23 protein-coding genes and 2 pseudogenes are annotated in these 18,732 nt (G+C 35.3%); 22 read left to right on the forward strand and 3 right to left on the reverse strand.

From position 1 onward, the window contains the following. Window positions 1-2: 2 nt before the first annotated feature. From OOK92_RS07550 to OOK92_RS07615, 14 genes and pseudogenes are all read left to right on the forward strand, one after another. On the forward strand, window positions 3-197 hold the full coding sequence (locus tag OOK92_RS07550) for a hypothetical protein (protein WP_264735741.1): 195 nt from the start codon (window positions 3-5) through the stop codon (window positions 195-197). Between the two features lie 82 nt (window positions 198-279). After that, the gene (locus tag OOK92_RS07555; protein WP_264735742.1) at window positions 280-1,746 is read left to right on the forward strand and encodes a hypothetical protein; all 1,467 of its coding nucleotides are present in this window, start codon (window positions 280-282) and stop codon (window positions 1,744-1,746) included. Between the two features lie 22 nt (window positions 1,747-1,768). After that, window positions 1,769-2,335 (forward strand): hypothetical protein, encoded by a 567-nt coding sequence (locus OOK92_RS07560; protein WP_264735743.1) that lies wholly within the window; start codon window positions 1,769-1,771, stop codon window positions 2,333-2,335. A gap of 54 nt (window positions 2,336-2,389) precedes the next feature. Beyond that, window positions 2,390-3,543, forward strand: a pseudogene (locus tag OOK92_RS07565) (phage tail sheath subtilisin-like domain-containing protein). A gap of 24 nt (window positions 3,544-3,567) precedes the next feature. After that, a complete protein-coding gene (locus OOK92_RS07570; protein WP_264735744.1) occupies window positions 3,568-4,074 on the forward strand; it encodes a phage major tail tube protein in 507 nt (168 codons plus the stop codon). 76 nt (window positions 4,075-4,150) lie between these two features. Further along, window positions 4,151-4,372, forward strand: coding sequence for a hypothetical protein (locus OOK92_RS07575; protein WP_236514454.1), 222 nt, complete (start codon window positions 4,151-4,153; stop codon window positions 4,370-4,372). A 72-nt stretch (window positions 4,373-4,444) separates the two neighbouring features. After that, window positions 4,445-4,669: a type II toxin-antitoxin system RelE family toxin gene (locus OOK92_RS07580; RefSeq protein WP_264735745.1), complete on the forward strand. Its 225-nt coding sequence runs from the start codon at window positions 4,445-4,447 to the stop codon at window positions 4,667-4,669. Window positions 4,670-4,801: 132 nt separating this feature from the next. Further along, the gene (locus OOK92_RS07585) at window positions 4,802-5,059 is read left to right on the forward strand and encodes a phage tail assembly protein (RefSeq protein WP_264735747.1); all 258 of its coding nucleotides are present in this window, start codon (window positions 4,802-4,804) and stop codon (window positions 5,057-5,059) included. 109 nt (window positions 5,060-5,168) lie between these two features. Then, the gene (locus OOK92_RS07590) at window positions 5,169-7,559 is read left to right on the forward strand and encodes a phage tail tape measure protein (RefSeq protein ID WP_264735749.1); all 2,391 of its coding nucleotides are present in this window, start codon (window positions 5,169-5,171) and stop codon (window positions 7,557-7,559) included. Continuing rightward, complete coding sequence (locus OOK92_RS07595; RefSeq protein ID WP_264735750.1) at window positions 7,560-7,904, forward strand: phage tail protein; 345 nt, start codon at window positions 7,560-7,562, stop codon at window positions 7,902-7,904. 26 nt (window positions 7,905-7,930) lie between these two features. Continuing rightward, complete coding sequence (locus OOK92_RS07600; RefSeq protein ID WP_264735751.1) at window positions 7,931-8,107, forward strand: tail protein X; 177 nt, start codon at window positions 7,931-7,933, stop codon at window positions 8,105-8,107. Beyond that, window positions 8,107-9,066, forward strand: a complete 960-nt coding sequence (locus tag OOK92_RS07605) for a phage late control D family protein (protein WP_264688179.1) — start codon at window positions 8,107-8,109, stop codon at window positions 9,064-9,066. Before OOK92_RS07600 ends, OOK92_RS07605 begins: the two co-directional genes overlap by 1 nt. 53 nt (window positions 9,067-9,119) lie before the next feature. Beyond that, complete coding sequence (locus OOK92_RS07610; RefSeq protein WP_264688178.1) at window positions 9,120-9,743, forward strand: ankyrin repeat domain-containing protein; 624 nt, start codon at window positions 9,120-9,122, stop codon at window positions 9,741-9,743. Window positions 9,744-9,803: 60 nt separating this feature from the next. Continuing rightward, on the forward strand, window positions 9,804-10,025 hold the full coding sequence (locus tag OOK92_RS07615) for a hypothetical protein (protein WP_264688177.1): 222 nt from the start codon (window positions 9,804-9,806) through the stop codon (window positions 10,023-10,025). Here the strand turns inward: OOK92_RS07615 and OOK92_RS07620 are convergent, their stop codons facing one another. After that, on the reverse strand, window positions 10,026-10,547 hold the full coding sequence (locus tag OOK92_RS07620; RefSeq protein WP_264735752.1) for a phospholipase D family nuclease: 522 nt from the start codon (window positions 10,545-10,547) through the stop codon (window positions 10,026-10,028). Between OOK92_RS07620 and OOK92_RS07625 the strand changes: the two are divergent. Next, window positions 10,546-10,716, forward strand: a pseudogene (locus OOK92_RS07625) (patatin-like phospholipase family protein); the annotation flags it as partial. The gene OOK92_RS07620 and the pseudogene OOK92_RS07625 overlap by 2 nt on opposite strands. A gap of 39 nt (window positions 10,717-10,755) precedes the next feature. Here OOK92_RS07625 and OOK92_RS07630 read toward each other — a convergent pair. Next, a protein-coding gene (locus OOK92_RS07630) for an IS630 family transposase (protein ID WP_264735405.1) occupies window positions 10,756-11,758 on the reverse strand; the annotation gives its coding sequence in 2 pieces (ribosomal slippage) (window positions 10,756-11,247 and window positions 11,249-11,758; 1,002 coding nt in all). 76 nt (window positions 11,759-11,834) lie between these two features. Here OOK92_RS07630 and OOK92_RS07635 point away from each other — a divergent pair. From OOK92_RS07635 to OOK92_RS07660, 6 genes are all read left to right on the forward strand, one after another. Further along, window positions 11,835-12,569, forward strand: a complete 735-nt coding sequence (locus OOK92_RS07635) for a patatin-like phospholipase family protein (protein WP_264735754.1) — start codon at window positions 11,835-11,837, stop codon at window positions 12,567-12,569. Between the two features lie 11 nt (window positions 12,570-12,580). Beyond that, the gene (locus tag OOK92_RS07640) at window positions 12,581-13,225 is read left to right on the forward strand and encodes a hypothetical protein (RefSeq protein ID WP_253308913.1); all 645 of its coding nucleotides are present in this window, start codon (window positions 12,581-12,583) and stop codon (window positions 13,223-13,225) included. Between the two features lie 173 nt (window positions 13,226-13,398). Beyond that, entirely contained in the window at window positions 13,399-13,728 is a 330-nt protein-coding gene (locus OOK92_RS07645) for a hypothetical protein (RefSeq protein ID WP_253308912.1), read from the forward strand. Between the two features lie 517 nt (window positions 13,729-14,245). Further along, window positions 14,246-14,626 (forward strand): ankyrin repeat domain-containing protein, encoded by a 381-nt coding sequence (locus tag OOK92_RS07650; RefSeq protein ID WP_264735755.1) that lies wholly within the window; start codon window positions 14,246-14,248, stop codon window positions 14,624-14,626. A 317-nt stretch (window positions 14,627-14,943) separates the two neighbouring features. Continuing rightward, window positions 14,944-15,390, forward strand: coding sequence for an ankyrin repeat domain-containing protein (locus tag OOK92_RS07655; RefSeq protein WP_264735756.1), 447 nt, complete (start codon window positions 14,944-14,946; stop codon window positions 15,388-15,390). A gap of 5 nt (window positions 15,391-15,395) precedes the next feature. Beyond that, window positions 15,396-15,749, forward strand: a complete 354-nt coding sequence (locus tag OOK92_RS07660) for a hypothetical protein (RefSeq protein ID WP_264736412.1) — start codon at window positions 15,396-15,398, stop codon at window positions 15,747-15,749. Window positions 15,750-15,790: 41 nt separating this feature from the next. Here the strand turns inward: OOK92_RS07660 and OOK92_RS07665 are convergent, their stop codons facing one another. Next, window positions 15,791-16,552 carry a helix-turn-helix transcriptional regulator gene (locus OOK92_RS07665; protein ID WP_253308909.1) on the reverse strand — a complete coding sequence of 254 codons (762 nt, stop codon included), beginning with the start codon at window positions 16,550-16,552 and terminating at the stop codon, window positions 15,791-15,793. Between the two features lie 239 nt (window positions 16,553-16,791). On the opposite strand from OOK92_RS07665, the gene ligA reads away from it, so the two are divergent. Then, window positions 16,792-18,699, forward strand: coding sequence for an NAD-dependent DNA ligase LigA (gene ligA / locus OOK92_RS07670; RefSeq protein WP_264735757.1), 1,908 nt, complete (start codon window positions 16,792-16,794; stop codon window positions 18,697-18,699). Window positions 18,700-18,732 lie beyond the last annotated feature (33 nt).

The raw sequence follows: 18,732 nt of genomic DNA on the forward strand, positions 1-18,732 counted from the left end.
CAATGCCAAATGACCAAAGCAAACGAGGATATACACTACCACATCCAGAAAACATTGCAGTGGAAGATGTAGTACGTATTCGAAGAGCTATAGAAAAAATAGATGAAGATATTACTGAAAGAGAAGATGAGCATAATCAACTTAAGAGTAATTTTGAGCGGTTTAACTTTGAAACTTTTTTAAATTTTTGGGAATGAAAGAAGCAATATACCAAAGGATAAAGGATTTAGCAGCAAACAGCAACCTGATCAACTGGCATATCTTGCAAAATCACTGGAATTGATAGCAGATAAAAAAGCTATTGCTGACATTGTGCAGATGACTGAGGTAAAAGAGATAATTGATGCACTACAAAAGAGGCTTAAGGATTTAGCAGCAAACAGTACACCAGATCAATTAGCATATCTTGCTAAAGCATTGGAATCAATAGTCGACAAAAGTGCAGTTTCTGAAATTGTACAGATGACTGATGAAAAGTTGAAAGAACTTCTAAACGCTGCAAGATCGCACTTGAATGATATAAATACTAACAAGGAAAATTCAATATCAGCGATAACTGGAGCAAAGACAGAGTCTGTAAATGAGATCAATACGCTAAAAACTAACACCTTGGATACTTTAAAAGCGTCATCAGATTCATATGTATCGCTACTTGACACGAGAAAGGATGCGAATATTGCGGCAATAAACAGTATTAGCAACAATCATAAAGATGGTCTTAAAGGTTTAGTAGAAGATTTTCGTGGTGTAAATGATGTGCCAGATGGTTCATCGATCATGAAGGAAATAAAAACCAGGGAAAATCAGCTAAAAACACTGACAACCAAATTTAACTCCATCAATGATTTGCCAAGCGGTTCATCAATTATGAAGGAGGTAAAAACCAGGGAAGACCAGCTAAAAACACTGACAACAAAATTTAACTCCATCAATGATGTACCAAGTGGGTCGTCAATCATGAAAGAAGTAAAAAATCGAAATATGGTTGAACCAGGGTCATTACCTTTCTTGTTTGGAGTACTAAGTAGAGGAAATAATTACTATGGTCACGGAATTTTCACAACTGAGTTAGGTGGATGGAGCGGTGATATAACAAAAACCGATTACATGTTGCAATTACTTGCGGGTAGCCATACATACGATACAAGTTACGTTAGTTTTTATCGGCCAAGACAATTGAGTTTTATAGAGGGAAGTAAAGGTACATTTATTTACGGAGAGTTGTATACAAACAGTTTTTCGAGTAGTCATAATCAGATATATTACTACCCGTGTGCTGCACTTGGAGTAATGTTTGTAAAAAACACCACAAGTAGGGATATAACAAGAACATTAAACTTTGTTGGTACATCTTATTGGAGTTCAGGATATGAAGGAGCAGGAGCATTTGTGGGAACCCCTGATAATACCAATGCTAGTAAATCAAGAATTTCAAAAATAATGTGGAAAAATGTTTACAAATATGCGAGTTCTAATAGCAAATTTGCCGCATCTGGCAATGTAGAAATTCCAGCAGGAAAAACGGTTGCAGTGTTACTTTATACATCATCTTATCTACATTCCAGAACAAAAGTTAGTGAAGGTGCGTTTTCAGGTGATGTATATACCTATGGTCAATTTATCCAGTGGGGAATTTATAACATACGTAACAACTTTTTAACTGCAGGGCTTAAAATCGATGTAGAAAGAACGCTACGAGCTTGGCAATGTCCAGGATTAGATGCCACCCACAAAATCTGGAATTGATACCAGAAAACGGAGAAAACCAATGCCAATTTATATTCATTTTGAAAACAACAAGCAAATTGAAACAACAACGCTTGAAAGCAAGCCAACTGGGAATGATTGGTACGAAGCGCCAAAGAATTTCGACTGGCAAAAGAGTTATCGGTTAACAGAAGGAGGGAAAATTGTTGAAAGGAGTCAAGAAGATATTGAGCTGGAATTATTGGAAACTGCGAAACTTTCTGCATTTTCTAGTCTTCGTGCTTATTATAATAACTATACTCACCAATATGCAGGATATTCTCATCAGAAGCTTAAGTCGTACGAAATACAAGCAAAAGCCGCAGAGAACATTTTAACATCACCAGAATCTATAGACGAAAAAGATGTAGAAATCATAGAACCTTTAGCAAAAGTCCGTGATATTACGGTTATTGAAATGGCAAGAATAATTCAGGAAAAAGCAAAAAAAGCAGTAAAAGCAATAATCAAATGCGAAGAGCTTGAAGACTTAGCTAAGAAGAAAATTAAGGAAGTCAGGAATAAAGAAGAGCTGCAGAGTTTACTCAACGATTTTAAGCAAAAAATGCAAAAGGTTTTAGAGAGCTAAAAAAGAAACCTTTTCTCTATCCACTTTCCGAAATTCAACATTACAAGGAGAAAAATGACAGAACAGTTTTTACATGGGGTAAATGTTATTGAGATTACCTCTGGAGCAAGGACAGTACGCACAGCTAAATCATCGGTAATTGGCGTAATTGGTACTGCTCCGGAAGCTGACGAGCAAAAGTTTCCACTGAATAAACCAGTATTAATAGCGGGAAGTTTAAAGGAAGCAGCAAAACTTGGAAAGAGAGGAACTCTGCCTTCTGCAGTGAATGGAATATTTTCCCAGGTTGGTGCAACAGTAGTAGTTATTCGAGTTAAAGATGCTGATCAAGAAGAAGAAACGTTAAAAAACATCATTGGAGGAGTTGATGAAGAAACCGGGGAATATCAAGGGATTCAAGCATTCCTCAGCAGTGAAAGTATAGTCCATGTTGCCCCAAGAATACTAATTGCCCCTCAGTTTACTCATCAATTGCCCGAAGGGTCTGTGAATCCAGTGGTTAGCGCTTTAATACCGATAGCAGAAAAGCTAAGAGCAATAATAGTAGCAGATGGGCCAAATACCAATGATGAAGAAGCAATAAAGTGGAGAAAAAGTGTAGGCAGTAGCAGAGTTTACGTAGTTGATCCATGGGTAAAGGTGTTTGAAGGGGAGGAAAAACCGCCAAGTCCATTTGTTGCTGGTTTAATAGCAAAAATAGATAGTGAACAAGGATTTTGGCATTCGCCTTCAAATAAAGAGATAAATGGTATTGTTGGAACAAGCAGAGCTATTGATTTTACGCTCGGTGATACAAGTTGTAGAGCAAATTACTTAAATGAAAATGAAGTCACGACAATCATTCATCAAAATGGCTACAGACTATGGGGAAATAGAACATGTTCAAACGATGAAAGGTGGGCTTTTCTGCCTGTTAGGCGTACTGCAGATTTAATCAATGATAGTCTACTGCGAGCTCATCTATGGGCAGCTGATCGCAATATTACCAAACTTATATAGATGAAGTGATAGAGAGTGTTAATTCCTACCTAGCAAGTTTAAAAGCACAAGGAGCGATTATCAGTGGAAGGTGTTATGCCAATCCAGAGCTTAATACCCAAGCAAATATTGCAAGTGGTAAAGTGTATTTTGATTTTGAGTTTACACCACCATATCCAGCAGAACAGATCACTTTCAGGTCACACCTTGTGAGTGGCGCAATATCGTAAAAAGGGGAGAAAAGGGGGAGAAGAATGTTACCGAAGATTTTAAAGAATTTTAACGTATTCGTAGATGGTAAAGGCTATGCAGGAAAAATAGATGAAGTAACCTTGCCAAAACTTACCATAAAAACAGAAGAATATAGAGCTGGTGGTATGGATATTCCAATAAATATTGATATGGGCATGGAAAAGCTCGAAGCTGATTTTACTTTTGCCGAATATGATTCAGAGCTTTTTAGGCTGTTTGGTTTAATAGATGGAAATTCGGTTTCTTTGACGCTAAGGGGTGGTCTTCAAGGCAGTGGAAGTAATGATATTGAAGGAGTAATTATCAACCTTAGGGGAATATTCAGAGAATTTGATTTTGGCAGTTGGAAACCGGCTGAAAAAGCAACGCTGAAGTGTACCGTAGCTGCGCATTATTACAAACTTACTATCGGTGCTAGAGAACTTATCGAAATCGATGCTGAGAATATGATTCGCAAGATTAATGGTGTTGATCAAATGGCTTTGTTACAGACAGTTTTAGGAATTTGATGTAGTTTACATATTTTTTTATTGAAAAATTCAGAGAAATGTTGTATAATTATTGTGGTATATTTTGGTAAAACATATGGCAGACTTAGGAATTAACATAGCACTTGACCCAAAAACTTCACATCACCTTACTAGATTAGCTGAAGTTACCAAGGAGCCTATTCAAGAATTAGCAAAAAGGCTAATCATAGAAGGAATTGAATGTGAGATAGAGGAGATTGCGTTATCTGATACTGTCAAGGAGAGTGATGTTCCAGGCGCAGAAACAATTAAGTATGAAGACTTCAAGAGGGGATAAAGTATTTACGAAATTGAACTCTTAAAGAGGTATGCTAAAAAGGATTTTCCAGCTTTACCAGAAGAAATAAGATTGGGTATTGAAGAAGCTATAGAAAAGGAACTCAAAGTTAACCCAAATAAAGCTGGTAAACCATTACGTGGCAAGTTACGAGGATATAGAAGACTGAGATTTGATAACTATCGCCTTATCTATCGTGTGAATATTCCAAAACGCAAAGTATTTCTCGTTACAGCAGGACATAGAGATAACATTTATAAACGGGCAGGATTGTTAGACTTACTACCAAAACTTTAAATATATTTTTTGTTGAAAAAGTTTAGAAAAGGTGTGGTCACTTCAATAAAACACAACTTCTGCAATTCAAGTAAAAAATTAGTTATGTAAAAGCCACGAAGACTTTTATTTAATTAACTTTTAGGGGGAAACATGACAACAGTAAAACTTGATAACCCAATAACAGTAGATGGAACTCCGGTTTCGGAATTAACTTTTAGACCAGTCAAAGTAAGAGACTGCCTAGCAATGGAACGTGCCGGTAGTAGTGATTTTGAAAAAGAAGTTGTATTAATAGCAAACCTTGCATCTGTAACAAAAGAAACAATTTGGGAGTTATATTTTGCAGACTACATGAAAATACAGGAAGCGTTGAAAGATTTTTTTCCATCGGTTACACAAAGAACTTAAGATTAAATGTACTAATGCTCTGTTCTGTTGTAGGTGGCGGAATTGAGCAGGTACTTGAGATGGAAATAAACGAATTTATTTTATGGGCCAAAGCTGCGGGAGAGTTTAAATGTCAACATTATCAGTAAAAATAGGTGCAATACTAGATGTTAGCTTTAATAGCGCAATGGCAGGAAGTAGTGCTCAACTTTCCCGTCTTGGGGGTACAATAAGGCAACTTGATGCATCGATGAAATCGGTATCAAAATTTAAGGAGTTAAGTCGTAACACATTAGTTGCCAAGAGATCCTGGAAAGGCTTAGAAGTGCAAGTAACGTCCTTGGCTAAGCAAATGAAAACAACAGCAAAGCCAAGTAAAGATTTAAAGGCTCAGTTTGATAAGGCTAAGGAATCGGCAATAAAGGCCAAAACAGCGTACTTACAGAAGAGAGACACTTTACATGCGCTCAGTGAAGAATTTAAGAAAAGTGGAAAGAATATACAGTCTTTGATAAGAGATCAAGATAAACTAGGTGCTTCTGTAGGTAGGCTGAGAAGTCAATATAGTAAGTTAAACTTTGCTACCAAAGCATACCAGAGATTTTCAGCACAAAGGACACACTTTAAATCACAATTACTAGAAACAGGGGCACTTGCATTAACATTTGGAACTCCATTTAAAGCTGCAATTGATTTTGAAAGTGTTATGGCTGATATCAGGGCAGTGAAAAAATTTTCTAAAGAGAAGGAAGCCAATGATAGAGGATTTATGGAACTTGGCCAGGGAATAAAGGAGTTATCCCGTACAATACCACTATCTGCTGCAGAGTTAGCACAAATAACTACAAGTGGTGCTCGACTTGGTATTGAAGAAAAAAAAGATCTTCTAGAATTTACAGAAACAGTATCGAAAATGGCAGTAAATTTTGGTATGACCGCAGAAGAAGTAGGAAGTGCTGCTAGCAAGCTCTATAAAATTTTTGGAACAAAAATAGAAGATCTAAAAGAGTGGGGAGATACGATAAATCATCTATCAAGTAATACTACTGTTGAGGCAAAAGATCTGATGGCAGCAATGACGATAGCTGGCGGGGCAGCAAAACAGTTTGGTTTGAATGTTGATCAGATAGCTGGTTTATTAAACGCCTTCATTAGTTTAGGAAAACAACCCAAAAAAGCAGCAGAAATGATAAGTGGTATGCTGGTTAAACTTCAAACGGCAGGGAAGCAAGAAGATGAATTTAGAGAAACACTAGAAGAAATCGGGATAGATATAGAAGAGCTTGAAGAGAGTATCAAGGAAAACCCTCACAAAGCACTACTAGATTTTTTTGAAATTTTAAAAAAAATAGATAAACATGATCGGGCTGGCATTCTGCTAAAGCTCTTCCAACAGGGAGCAGAAGATGATATAGCGCTACTACTTGAAAACTCAAAAGTATATGAAAAGGTGCTGGATTTATTAGCTGATGAAGGGGAACGTGCAAATTCATTGCAGGAAGAATTTAATGACCGTGTGAGTACTACAGCCAACCAATTGCGATTGCTAAAAAATTCAATAGCAGAAGTAGGAATGAATCTGGGTTCAGTGATGTTACCTATTTTAAAACCTATAGCTGAAAGGTTAAAATGGGTAAGTGAACATATAGCCTCATTTGCAGAAAAATATCCCACTGTAACTACAGCAATCATGGGTACCATAGCAGCACTAATAAGTCTTAAAGTTCTATTAGTAGGTGGTGGTTACATACTTAGTTTATTTATGGGAACAGCTTGGAGTTTAGCAGCAAAAGCAATAGCAGCATTTTCTGTTCTATCGACATACGCTATTCCAGCAGTAATTACTGGACTGAGTGTTTTAAAAGCTACGACTCTGAGCCTAGCAACATCAGCTATTCCAGCAGTCACAGCAGGAGTGAGATTTTTGACGGCGGCAATAGTGAGTAACCCTATAGGAGCTATTATTGCTTTACTTATATCTGGTGCAATACTTGTGATTAGTAACTGGGGAAAAGTAAAGAGCTTCTTTGCTAGTTTTTGGGAATATATAAAATCGATAATAAAGCCCATCGGAGAAATGTTTTCATGGATGGGAAATACTGTTGGTAGCATATTTGGAAAGGTTGCCGAAAATAGTCCACTGAAAGAATTTGAAAAAAGAAAAAGTATTGTTGCTGAAATACATACTCCCCTTAAGAGCAGCATTTCTAGTAATTTGTCAAATAATAGTGCGATTAAAGAAATGTCTGAGAGGAGCAAGAATAATGTAAAAATCAAAAGTGTTATCGAGGAGAAAAAATCCATAGAAGATAATCAAAACAAAATTGATAAAGCATTTGAGAAAAGTAGATTTGAGAAAAAAGAATTAAAAACATACAACCAAACCTTTCATCAAACGTTTAACATAAATGTGAAAGCAGAGCCTAACCAAGGCGCCCGTAGCATTGCTGATGCAGTAATAGAAAGATTTAGAGAACAAGCAAGAGGGGCTCTTTTTGATGTTGTGGAGGAAATAAATTAAGTGTTACTTGGGCAATTTAAATTTGATCCAGTGAGCCTCAGGCGTAGTAAAGAGCATAGGTGGCATACAATTGAATGTATCGAGAAGACATCACTGCAGAATATCGGCTCAGGAATTGAGAATATTGATTTAACAGGAGTGATTTATCCACATCGTCAAAATAGTAGTTTAGAACAACTAAGAAATATGCGTGACATCAAAGAACCAAATGTTTTAGTTTATGGTTCAGAGGTACTAGGAAACTTTGTGATTACTCATATAGAAGAAAGACAGAGATCATATCTTCCTTGTGGACTACCAAGAAAGATCGAGTTTCAATTGAAGTTAAAAAGCTACAACAAGTGATTTACTATTTTACCAAGGATAAAGAAATGCTGGATTATATTTGTTGGAGGCATTATGGTTACAGTAGTGGAGCAGTGGAAGTGGTCTTGGAAAAAAATCCTGGACTTGCAGAGTATGGAAGCTTTTTGCCTGCAGGGTTGAAAATTAAGTTGCCTAAGATTCAAAAGATATCACAGAAGTCTGTTGTAAAAATTTTAGATTAATGAAGCCAGATTTTAACATAATAGCAGAAAATAACTCTATTACAGAGGCCTTAAGGAGTAGCTTAATATCTCTGCATATTACTGATGAATCAGGGACAACGAGTGATGAAGCTGAAATATGTCTTGAATATGGAAGTAATGAACTCAAGGGTGAGTTGAAAGTTTTTCTGGGGTATAAAGAGACCGGGCTATTGTCTATGGGGGTTTATACAGCAAGTGAGATCACTATACAAAGTCCACCACAGATTTTAAGGGTCAAATGCCAAGCAGCAAACTTAAGAGGATCGCTGAAAGAAAAAACATCAAAAGAATGGAAAGAAATTACTTTAGGTGATTTAGTAAGAGAGATAACAAAAAAGCACGGATATGAAGCTAAAATTGCGCAAAAATTTGAAGATATATTTATATCACACATCACTCAAACAGATGAAAGTGATATGAATTTTTTGAAAAGGATAGGAGATGAACATGAAGCAACGGTAAAACCTATAGGAGGACACATAATTTTTATTCCCAAAGGAGGAGGAAAATCAGCAACAGAGAAGGTTTTAGGTACAACAGTACTTACACCTAAAGATGTAATAAATTGGAAAGTAAATTTTAATGTACGTAGTAAATATGGATCAGTTATAGCAAAATGGTACAGCTATGAAAGAGGAGAAACCATAGAAGAAAAAGTAGGCAATGAAGAACCAAGTTATCCGATATATAAGCTTTATCCTACTGCAGAATCAGCGATCAATGCAGCAAGCGCTAAGCTCAGACGATTAAAGCAAAATGAAGCAAAATTAAACGTGACAATACCTGGCAATCCAGAGTTATTTGCAGAAGCTAAAATTAACTTATCAGGGTTTTGCCAAGAAATAGATGGCGAATGGGTAATAGAAAGGGCGGAGCATATTTTAGATAATAGGGGATACCAAACTACAATAGAAGCAGCGATAAGCAGAATTAATTAAGAAAAATTCAACAAACAATTGCTATACGCAAGGCAGAGTATTGCAACAAAAGTATGCCAAGAAGAAATCGCCGTTATTATCAAGAGCACTGTCATCATCAAGATTGCTATTATCACCAAAATTGGATGTATTGGATAGAAATTATACCTGGGTTGATAGCATTTGGTGCTGTTGTTGCAGTTATTATAAGTTTCTTTGTCTTTGATACTAACAGAAAGGCTGAATTAGCAAATGCAGAAGCAACCAAGAACTATAAAAAGATAACATCGATTGCTGTTAGAAATTGTGATTTAGAGGTTGTGAAATTTTTGACAGAGAGGAACTTAGTAGATATCCATAATACCCTAGTCTTTGAAGAAAGGTTGTTAGGATATGCTGCAGAAAAAGAGTGCCTAGAAGGTATTCAGTTTTTGATAGAAGAGAAAGTTGATATCAATTCTACGAGCGGTGATTCAAGTCACAGAACAGCCTTACACTACGCTGCAGAGCATGGTAACTTAGAAATTGTCAGATTCCTGTTACAAAATAGTGCAAATCCAAATGCCAAAGAATTTAGGGGAAAAAAGCCAAGGGATTTAGCTGTTATAATGTTACGGCACAATAAAAATAATAAGCCCTACAGAGAAATTATAGATCTATTGTATAACGCAGAAAAGCAGTACAAGCCAGAGCAATAAACTGTACATACAACACACAGTAGAAATTTTCAACAATTATCTACAATAAATTATTACATTATGCAAAATCAAAAAATACCATTAGCAGTAATTGTAACGATGTTAATACAGACGGTAGCGGCGATATGGTGGCTTGCCAAGCTAGATTTACGGGTACACATGCATGATAAATTTATAGAGCAGAACAACGGATTGACTGTTACGGTATATCGCCTGGAAGAACGGGTAAAAAATCTTTCTGAGGAATTGGATGAATTCAAAGCTAACTCGAAGTACAAGTAATTATTTTTCTGCTAATGGTATATAAACCTCAGATTGAGATTGACGATCTTTCCAATTTTCAACGTATTGTTCAACTAATGAAGGGCTTCCTGTTATAACCAGTAGATTCTCAGCATTTTTTTTCTGTGCAGCATCGGAAAAATTAAAAGATCCAGTTATGATTTTTTGATTATCAATGATCATAATTTTGCTGTGTGAAATTGCAGGTTTATAGTCTATGTATATCAGTATTTTTTGCCCAAATAATTCATTGATGACACTGTATTTTGATCTGACCTGTGATTCATCTAGGATAACCTTAATATCAACACCACGTTTTTTTGCTCTAATTAAAGATTGTGCAATTGGCTTTGAAGTAAACCTGTATGCCTGAACTAATATGGATTTTTGAGCTTGATCTATAGCATTGGTTATTTGATTAGTACAATTTTCTCTAGGTGTAAAACAAACTGTAGCTTTTGGACAAGGAACACATCCTGATAAAAGTGAGCAAGTCAACAGAACTAATAAATATCTAAACATGACAAAATATATACTTTCAGTAGATGGCGGAGGCATAAGAGGAATAATACCAGCGATAATACTAGCAGAAATAGAAAAAAGATCAAGAAAAAAGGTAGCAGAAATCTTTGATCTGGTGGCTGGTACATCAACAGGCGGTATTGTTGTTGCTGGGTTATGCAAGAAAGATAACCAAGGAAATCCTCAATATTCATACCAAATTCCATTACTAATCGAACAAATAAGAAACATTACAAACTCGTTTAATAGTAGTGCTGGAAATACTGACAATAAAATTACACACAACATCTTCAAGTAAGCCTATGGTATCGTAGACTCTGTTGCGTAAAGTATTGTGTTTGATATATTGCCACAACCTCTCAACAGGATTCAGTTCAGGTGAATAAGGAGGCAAGTATATAATGGTAATGTTTTCCTGAAATTTCAAACTTTTTGATCTATGCCAACTTGCACAATCCATTACAAGAAAGGCTTCTTTCGTGCCTAAATCTTTCGACATCTGCTCCAGAAATATATTCATACAATCAGTGTTTACATATGGAGCAAGTAGGCTAATTTCCTTACCACTTCTTGGATTTACCGCACTGTAGATATAGAAATTTTGTCTACCGATTTTTATTTTAACCTGCGTTCTGATCCCTTTTTTGAACCATCCGTGTCCGATTTTTGAATGAGTTCCAAATCGTGATTCATCAAAAAAATACCTCCTTTTCAGGGTGGGAATTGACTATTTTATTGAAGTATTTTTTAAACTCTTCTTGCTTGTTTTTATCTTGTTTATGGTGCATTGGCCTTGGTGTTATGTAAGAAAATTTCATCCTTTGTATCTCACGGTGCACTGTTGATTTACCGATGTTTAGGTCAAATTCCTCTGAGATTTTTATTCGCACTTCCTTAATAGTAATATTTGGATTTTTTTCTACCCATATTTCAATTTGCTTACGTTGATTTTTGTTTAATTTGCTTTTTCTTCGCCGCTGAGACGGGGCAAATAGTTTTTCTACTCTACCAAATTTTAGATGCTTTATCCATTCAGTCAAAGCAGTCCTTGAAATTTTACATATTCTTGCTACAGCGCTTATACTACTTTCTTTTCCTGCTATTACCGCTTGTAACTTTTTTGAAACATATGCATTATTTCTGACCTTTTTTAACATTTCTTTCGCCAAATTTACAACTTTTTCGTCTAATAGTTTTGACCTTAATGCCATTTAAACCTCGCTATTTCACTTACTTTAGTATAGCTTTTTTTCCATTATCTTCTATCTGTTCTTTGTATAGTGGGAATTGGTATCAGCTAATGATTTAGTTGAGCTTTACCAGGAGTATGGAGCATATATTTTCAAGTCTTCATTTTTTAGACAATCAATACTGTCTTGGTTTAACTGCGCACAATACCCATACGAAAACATCGAATCAGTACTGGATAAGTATTTTGGTGAGGATATTCTAAAAAATACTTTAAGCAAGGTACTGATAACAAGTTATGATATTCACAATAACTGTCCATTTTTCTTCAAAAGCTGGAGAGAAGACAGAAATTTTATCAAGTTGAAAGATGCACTCAGAGCCACAACAGCAGCACCAACATACTTTGCACCTAAGTATTTAGAAGTGAACAAAGATACAAGAGTACTAGTGGATGGCGGTGTTTTTGCCAATAACCCAGCGGCTTGTGCATATGCAAATAGCAAAAAACTTTTCCCTAATGAAGAAATAGTGCTGGTATCAATTGGCACAGGTCGGCTATCTAATCGAATAAAGTATAGGAAATTAGGAAAGATAGCCTGGATAAAGCCGCTGTTAAATGTGATGTTTGCATCAAGCCTTGATGTAGTAAATTACCAGCTAGGTAACGTAATGGACGACAGATACGTAAGAATACAATCACAACTGACAATAGCGTCGGCTGAGATGGATAATGTAACACCTAAAAATATTAAATGTCTGCAGCAGGAGGCAAATGCAATGATAGAAGGTAATCAAAAAGTAATCGATAAATTTTGCGATATCGTATCTTAATTTACATAAAAATGCCAAGCAGACTAAAGAAATTATACCACAAAGCAAAGAAAGGTTTAAAAAACATAGTTTCGCCCAAAAAGCATAAAACTGTGACTAAGGGGCAAGAAGCTAAAATTTCAAACGATAAGCCAAAACCGCTACATGAGCAACCTCTAAAGTTGATGGAGAAGACCTCTAAAGTAAAAAAAGATAAAAAAGGAATAAAAGAGAAAATAAAAAGCTTAAAAACAAAGAAAGCAAAACCCGTAGAAAAAGAGCTGAAAAAGGGCAACGTGTTCAAAAAAGGCTTCAAAAAGCTAAAAGGGAAAATAAAAAAATTAAACCCCATAAAGGTTAAGAAAAACAAGATAATCGGGAGCAAGAAGTTAGCATTTTTACTGACATCTGGCACGATTGTGGCAATTTTGCCGATGTTCAATTTAGCTCCTCTTCCAGCATTAGCAATAACTTCTGCATGTGTTTTCAGTATAAACTTTATCGCAGTCAAAACATTGAAGAAATTTATCAAACAACGCAAATTAGCAGCAGAATCTAAAGAGGCAGTATCTAAAGAAGAGTCAACTCTAGCTGAACCAAACAAGCCGGAAGAAGAAATTCAAGATGTGTCAATTGAACCAGTAAAAGAAAATTCTAAGCAAATTTCCAGAGAATAGATTGGCAACTTCTAATGCAGACATATTTTCAGTGTAGCAAATAAAGAAAAGGAAACAAATTTTGCTTGTAAAGTCTCCTCTTCGTTATCCTGGTGGCAAGAGTCGTGCCGTTTCTCAAATTATTAATAAATATATTCCAAAAGGGTTACCTACGCTTTGTGCTCCTTTTGTAGGTGGAGGAGTTAGCATTAGCCAGCAGAGGAACAAAAGTTTATGGCTATGACGCCTTTGAACCATTAGTAAAATTTTGGCAGGTGCTTTTAGAAGATGCTTCTTGTCTTGCAGAGGTAGTGCGGAAATACCAAAATATGACATCTTCCATGTTTTATAGCCTACAAAAAACATTTTTCACCTTGAAAGATAGAGTTGAAATTGCTGCAGCATTTTTTGCATTAAATCGCTCATCTTTCAGCGGTACAACATTGTCGGGCGCCAGGACACCCACGTTTTACACTAAGTTCAATAGAAAGATTGCTCAATTAAAAATCTTACTGTGGATTTAGCTGACTTTAAAAAAAGTATTCCTAAACATGTAAATATATTGTGATCCTCCTTATTTAATTGATCAAAAACTATACGGAAGAAGAGGTAGAGATTTTGACCATGAAGAAACTTTTGTCGACTCGTGATGTTATCGTATAATGATTGTGAGGAAATACGGGATATGTATACAGAATACCACATCATTGAACCCAAATGGAGTTATGGAATGGGCAACTGAAAAAAATCGAATGAGGTTTTAATCTTGAGTAAAGACTATAGCAAGTTTCAGTATCGCGGTCAAAAAAACCAGTAAGTAAAGAAAATTCAGAGCAAATTTCTAAGGAATAGATTTCTATATTCATATATTACCTTAAATACTTTTCTATTTCTATTTAAATATTATCTATTGAATATAAAAGTAGTAGTAAAGCGAGAATTACGTTTGTAAAATGCATGCAAGACGTACGCAACGGTTAATAATTTCAAAACATTTATCGCTGCATACTCTAATACAAACACATTTTTTGTGGGGTTGCTATGACAGTAGAAAAGATTTTAGATGAAGCATCAAAGAAAATCTATAAGTTTAGAAATCCTAGCCTCTTTTCTTTATTAGTTAGTGCAGTCTTCAAATGGATCATAAATAGTAGATTGGGTGTTCGTTTTTTACATTTTGCTGCAGAAAAGAACTTTTATAATATCATTCGATTCCTTGTCAAACATGGTGCTAACGTTGATGCTGCAGATAGAGAAGGCAATACAATACTACACATTGCTTCCATACTTGAGTTTATAGAAATAGTACGAATTGTTGTAGTAAGGACTAAAAATATTAATGTCCATAACATTTATGGTGATACTCCTTTACATTATTCAATAAAGTATGGCTTTGTTGCATCGCTACTTATGAAAGGCTAACTATAGCTAGGATTATAAGCAACCTATTGAAAATCTTGTTTTTTTGCAATCAATCTGATCAAATTTAAGAATAGTAATTTATTATTTATATTAATAAACTTAATTCTATTGAAAATAGCTAAAGCATTGAAATTCTTGAATTTTAGCCGGATTAGTGAGTGGTAGTGAAATTTCTTTTACTCAAATTTAGGTATTCACTGACCGTTCTTGTTATAAATACCAGAATAATAAGCTACTGATATTCTCCATCTTTTTTATCTTTAATCCATCATAGCTAGCGATGCAACAAAGCCATAAAGTATAAGCATTTGGAAGTTATGCAGAAGTTGTTGCAATGTGGTGGGGATATTGATTGCCTAAATCGTTTAGGTAAATCTCCCCTTCATTTGGCTGTACAATATGCTGATGGAGTAATGTTGGGGTTGCTGATAAAAGGGGGAGCTTTTCTCGAAGCTAAAAATATAGAAGGAAGTACTCCTCTTCTCCTTGCAGTTTCATTGAATAAAAAAGATCATGTGGAGCTTTTATTGCAAAATAGAGCAGATGTTAACGCAATCGGAAGAGATGGTTGTACTCCGCTACATCTTGCTGTTATGAATGGCAATAAAGAAATTGTGGAATTATTGCTAGAGAAAAAGGCAAACGTTCATCTGAAATGTTCTTATAACTCTGAAGAAGGTTACACAGCGCTAGAAAACGCTGAAGCGAATAAAAACGAAGAAATTATAGAATTATTTATGCTTCATGGAATCATTTTAGAGTAGTGGAGATGTCTTACGAGCAGATCGTTATATACGGTACAATATTAATTATTGCTATTAAAATATTTCTTTTTTTTAGGGGAATATACAAAAACCTCGTCAGAACATTTCATTTGGGAGAGAGTGAAAAGAAAACAGATCAAGTTGAGAATCATGACATCCAGGTCTATAAAGAAAATCTAAAAGTAGTCGATATTGTAAAGCCAGTGGGTAAGTGGACAAAAATGGTTATACTGAATGATGGGTTGATGCAGCGTTTGGTTCAATTGATAGCAGAAGAAGGCGATGAGAAGGGATATTGGGAGCTATTTGTAAAAGCTCAAGCTTCAACCCAGGGTAAGTATAAGGGAAGGAGAAGATAGCTCCATTTGACGCATATGTTAGCGCTGCTATCTGTAGTCTCTCAAAGTGTCTGTTCTTCTTCACAAATTTTTGCAATCTCAGATAAAAACGAACAAATGGTATTCTGTAGTCTTTCGTTCCTTATATTTTGATACCCTCTCATAAAACTTAATACTTTTTTTTCTCCTTCAGTATCTTCATCTTCATAATAAATTTCGTCTTTTGATCTTGGCAGTAGTGCTCCATTACTCAATGATAATGCTTTTTCCATTTCAGATATCCTGTTAAATGATATGTCATTTACTCCTTGCTCATATCTGTGTATTTGCTGAGGTGATAACCCTGCTTTGTCTCCTAAATCCGTTTGAGTACACACTTGTACAAACCTCCAATCTTTTAACTTTTGTCTTATTTTGTTGCTCAAAGGCTTTGTACCAGTTATACTCTTGTTTATTTGAGTACCTTCTGATAAAATCTTGACTAGTACACATAATGCATTGCGAAGTTCTTGGTCCTTAAATTTTTTAAAATTTTGCACTACACTTAATGCTTTCTCATCTTTGCTGTTAATACAATTTTCTTTTATTAATTTAGAAAATGTAGCTTCAACATCAATTGATAATACTTTTAAGATATCCTCAAATTTTTTAGGCGAAAGGCTATCTCTCCCTTCTTCATATCTTCCCATCTGTCTCTTTGAGACACCGATTTCTTTTGCTACATACGCTTGAGAGTATCCTTTTAATAACCTCAAATTTTTTATCTCTTGAATTATTTGGTCACTTAGAGAGCCAGCAGCAACTTTCTTTTCGGTAGTGGTCATTTTTTGCACAATTGCAGAACAAATATAATACAGTATTATTGAGTTTTATTAAAGTTTTACTACTTCATAATGTACGTAATTAAATACTTTCCTATTTCTATTTAAATATTATATATTGAATATAAAAGTAGAAGCAAAGCGAGAATCTTGTTTATAAAATACATGCAAAACGTACGTAATGGTTAATAATTAATTTACAACTGACGCTGTATACTGAAACAGTGGTTGAGGTAAAAATTATGACTGAAAATACATTAAAACTACAAGAAGAAATAAAACGCCACAACGAGTTGTACTATCGGGAAAATAGGCAAGAAATAACCGATGCAGAGTACGATGAACTGGTAAAAAAGGTAGATATTCAAACCGTTGGTACTGCGCCTGACGATAGGTTTTCCAAGGTACAGCATATTGTGCCTATGCTCTCGTTAAACAAAGTTTACAGCCAAGAAGACATTGAAGAATTTATTGCTAAGTCCAGAGAACTCCTAAATACAGATGAGCTGAAGATAATGTGCGAGCTGAAAATTGATGGCTTAAGTTTCACTGCAATTTATGAGGATGGTATGTTCATTAAAGGTTTAACTCGAGGTGATGGCCATTACGGTGAAGATGTAACAAAAAATGTTGCAACTATAGAAGGATTGCCTAAAGTTTTACCTGATGTAAAGGGTAGATTAGAGGTGAGAGGGGAAGCATACATAAGTAATGACGACTTTTTAAAATTAAATAAGAATTTCTCAAATCCACGCAACACAGCGTCAGGCTCACTAAGACACCTAAATCCAGAGGTCACCGCTAGTAGGCCACTGAAGTATTTTGCCTATTCTTTAATTGGTGGAACAGAAAATACCCAGTCTGAAGTATTAAATACGCTGAAAAAGCTTGGATTCTGTGTAAATGAACATCAATGCTTAGCAAAAAATGTGGACGAAATGCTGGGGTTCTATAACAAAATCTACGATAATCGCCATGAATTAGGTTATGATATTGATGGCATAGTATATAAAATCAACAACTTAGAGTTGCAAGATCATCTAGGTAATACCAGTAAAGCACCAAGAGGAGCTATAGCACACAAGTTTCCAGCAGCTCAAGGAAAAACTAAGATAGTTGAAATATTAATACAAGTAGGCAAAACGGGCAAATTGAATCCTGTTGCTAAATTAGCTCCGATAAATGTAGGTGGGGTGATCATTACTAGAGCAAATCTGTATAATAAAGATGAAATCAAGCGTAAGGACATAAGGGAAGGTGACATTGTAGTAGTGAAACGAGCGGGTGACACAATTCCTCAGATAGTCGAAGTGGACAAAAAGTTTCGTCCTCGTAATACACCAAAGTTTGTTTTTCCTGATATTTGCCCGGAATGTGGCAGTAGAGTTGATGACTGGGGAACTATAGCTATATGTTCTGGAGGAAATGATTGCCCAGCACAGCGAATAGGAAAGTTAAAACATTTTGTGGAAGTTCTTGACATTAAAGGTTTTGGCGATAAGCAAATAGAGTTCTTTTATGACCTTGGTTTGATAAGGAAAATATCTGATATTTTTGCTCTCGAAGAAAAACTCAAAAATTTCAACTTAAGTGAGCTAAATGGATGGGCTGAGAAATCCGTATCTAATCTATTGAATTCTATCAATAGCAGAAAAACCATAACTCTTGAAAAATTTATATCTTCTTTGGGAATTAGATTCGTAGGACCACACGTAGCAAAATTACTAGCAAAACATTATGGCTCATATGAAAATTGGTATTCTGCTGATGAAGAAGAATTAATGAGCATAATAGGCGTAGGCGAAGAGACCATAACTTCCTTGGAGGAATTTTTCTCTGATGAGGATAATATTGAAATGGTAAGTGATCTTACTAATCAATTAACTATTCTGTCTGTAAGTGCTAATGTTAGTAATTCCCCGCTCAGCGGTAAAATAGTGGTTTTTACTGGCAAGCTGTCAAGGGAGAGAAAGGAAGCGCAAGCAAAAGCCGAATCTTTAGGTGTAAAAGTTAGCTCTAGTGTGTCCAAAAATACGGATTTTGTGGTTGTAGGTAAAGATCCAGGGTCAAAGTATCACAAAGCTTTAGAACTAGGTGTTAAAATTTTAACTGAGGAAAAATTTAATAAATTAATCTTGGGAGAAGAATAAACCCTTCTCGATCAATTCTTGTATCTACTGCGT

This window comes from Wolbachia endosymbiont (group A) of Rhinocyllus conicus, assembly GCF_947250775.1.
In the GTDB taxonomy this organism is placed as follows: Bacteria; Pseudomonadota; Alphaproteobacteria; order Rickettsiales; family Anaplasmataceae; genus Wolbachia.

Excerpts from the sequence above, each read along its gene's own strand:
- OOK92_RS07605 (WP_264688179.1), top strand. The coding sequence starts at position 8,107 with ATGAAGCCAGATTTTAACATAATAGCAGAAAATAACTCTATTACAGAG.
- OOK92_RS07615 (WP_264688177.1), top strand. The coding sequence starts at position 9,804 with ATGCAAAATCAAAAAATACCATTAGCAGTAATTGTAACGATGTTAATA.
- ligA (WP_264735757.1), top strand. The coding sequence starts at position 16,792 with ATGACTGAAAATACATTAAAACTACAAGAAGAAATAAAACGCCACAAC.
- OOK92_RS07575 (WP_236514454.1), top strand. The coding sequence starts at position 4,151 with ATGGCAGACTTAGGAATTAACATAGCACTTGACCCAAAAACTTCACAT.
- OOK92_RS07665 (WP_253308909.1), bottom strand. The coding sequence starts at position 16,552 with ATGACCACTACCGAAAAGAAAGTTGCTGCTGGCTCTCTAAGTGACCAA.
- OOK92_RS07660 (WP_264736412.1), top strand. The coding sequence starts at position 15,396 with ATGTCTTACGAGCAGATCGTTATATACGGTACAATATTAATTATTGCT.
- OOK92_RS07550 (WP_264735741.1), top strand. The coding sequence starts at position 3 with ATGCCAAATGACCAAAGCAAACGAGGATATACACTACCACATCCAGAA.
- OOK92_RS07620 (WP_264735752.1), bottom strand. The coding sequence starts at position 10,547 with ATGTTTAGATATTTATTAGTTCTGTTGACTTGCTCACTTTTATCAGGA.
- OOK92_RS07585 (WP_264735747.1), top strand. The coding sequence starts at position 4,802 with ATGACAACAGTAAAACTTGATAACCCAATAACAGTAGATGGAACTCCG.
- OOK92_RS07650 (WP_264735755.1), top strand. The coding sequence starts at position 14,246 with ATGACAGTAGAAAAGATTTTAGATGAAGCATCAAAGAAAATCTATAAG.
- OOK92_RS07640 (WP_253308913.1), top strand. The coding sequence starts at position 12,581 with ATGCCAAGCAGACTAAAGAAATTATACCACAAAGCAAAGAAAGGTTTA.
- OOK92_RS07590 (WP_264735749.1), top strand. The coding sequence starts at position 5,169 with ATGTCAACATTATCAGTAAAAATAGGTGCAATACTAGATGTTAGCTTT.
- OOK92_RS07570 (WP_264735744.1), top strand. The coding sequence starts at position 3,568 with ATGTTACCGAAGATTTTAAAGAATTTTAACGTATTCGTAGATGGTAAA.
- OOK92_RS07560 (WP_264735743.1), top strand. The coding sequence starts at position 1,769 with ATGCCAATTTATATTCATTTTGAAAACAACAAGCAAATTGAAACAACA.
- OOK92_RS07600 (WP_264735751.1), top strand. The coding sequence starts at position 7,931 with ATGCTGGATTATATTTGTTGGAGGCATTATGGTTACAGTAGTGGAGCA.
- OOK92_RS07610 (WP_264688178.1), top strand. The coding sequence starts at position 9,120 with ATGCCAAGAAGAAATCGCCGTTATTATCAAGAGCACTGTCATCATCAA.
- OOK92_RS07655 (WP_264735756.1), top strand. The coding sequence starts at position 14,944 with ATGCAGAAGTTGTTGCAATGTGGTGGGGATATTGATTGCCTAAATCGT.